Source organism: Halorubrum sp. SP9, from assembly GCF_005435015.1.
GTDB lineage: Archaea > Halobacteriota > Halobacteria > Halobacteriales > Haloferacaceae > Halorubrum > Halorubrum sodomense.
Genome location: NZ_SGXU01000321.1, coordinates 1 through 502, shown reverse-complemented (window position 1 = coordinate 502; position 502 = coordinate 1). Strand labels below are relative to the sequence as shown.

Below are 502 nucleotides of genomic sequence, written 5' to 3'. Positions count from 1 at the left end.
TCGTAGTTGATGGCGAGGTAGTTGCTGATGCCAAGGTCGATACCCGCCGTCTTGTCGCCCGGCGCGTCTTCGACGGGAATCTCTTTTTTACAGACGAGGTGGAGTTCCCACTCGTCGCCATTCCAGACGGCACGCACCTGCTGGATGTTCTCGACCCGTACGTCAGGTCGAGTTTCGTACTCGGCGAGGATGAAGTCAGACCGTGACTCTTTCAGGTTCCACCCTTTCGAGAGGCGGACACGGTTGTGTTTGGCGTCGTGTGTGATGCCTTTCTGCTTCCACGTCACGGTGGAACGCGGGTGTCGGTCGCCGCGTTTCCGGTAGCCCGGCGGATTGTTGCCGTCGTCGGAGTTGTACCAGCCGGTGAACGCCTCAGCAAGTTCTTCGAGAACTCGCTGACTTGACTGCGAATGTAGGTCACTGTAGCGTTCGTGGTCTTTCAACACCGACTTCAACTCGGCTTCGTCAGGTATTTCGCCGTCGTCATCCCACCGTTGTTGGA

The 502-nt window shown here is 57.6% G+C and carries 1 pseudogene; it reads right to left on the bottom strand.

Going from position 1 to position 502, the window contains the following annotated elements:
- Positions 1-502 (bottom strand): annotated as a pseudogene (locus EXE45_RS17725) (RNA-guided endonuclease TnpB family protein); the annotation flags it as partial.